Genomic DNA, 657 nt, shown 5'->3' on the forward strand with positions numbered 1-657 from the left:
AAGCCTTGTTTTTTACAAAGAGCAAAAACATCGTCAAATCGTTCCGGATGCCGAGGAACTAAAATGAGTAAAGCATTGGGATGAGATTCTAAAATCTGTTTATGTGCCTCTAATACCTGTTCATCCTCGCCTTTATGCGTACTCGCTGCAATCCATACTGGGCGGTCTTTTCCAAGTTGCGCTCGAAGTGCTTTGCCTTGTTGCTTCACGTGATCTGAAATTTGAATATCAAATTTAATCGAGCCCGTGACCGATAGCTTCTCTTTATTGACGCCTAAGCGTTCAAATCGCTCTGCATCACAATCCGTTAGACAAAGTACTTGCGTCAAGCATGGATGAAGTTGGTTAAAAAGCCATTGGACTTTTGCGTAATGTTGACAGGATTTTTCTGATAGCCTAGCGTTAACTACGGTGATCGGAATATTGGCTTGTTTGACGACGTTGAGCGTATTTGGCCACAGTTCTGTCTCTATAATCAGCATTTTCTTTGGCTGTATTGCCTTTAGGAAGCTTTTTACAGCAAAGCCAAAGTCTATTGGCATATAGCGGTGTTCAACTAAATCACCCAACTTGGCTATTTGTTCCGCTCCAGTGCTCGTGGTTGTTGTGACAACGATAGGTTGCTCTGGATATTGCTGTTTGAGTTCCTTGATTAGA

The 657-nt window shown here is 42.3% G+C and carries 1 protein-coding gene; it reads right to left on the bottom strand.

The features are described from left to right. Nucleotides 1-657 (bottom strand): 3-deoxy-D-manno-octulosonic acid transferase (locus R7O13_RS27790; RefSeq protein ID WP_318305315.1); only part of this gene is annotated, 657 nt, incomplete at both ends.

This window comes from Vibrio sp. Y176 (assembly GCF_033438945.1).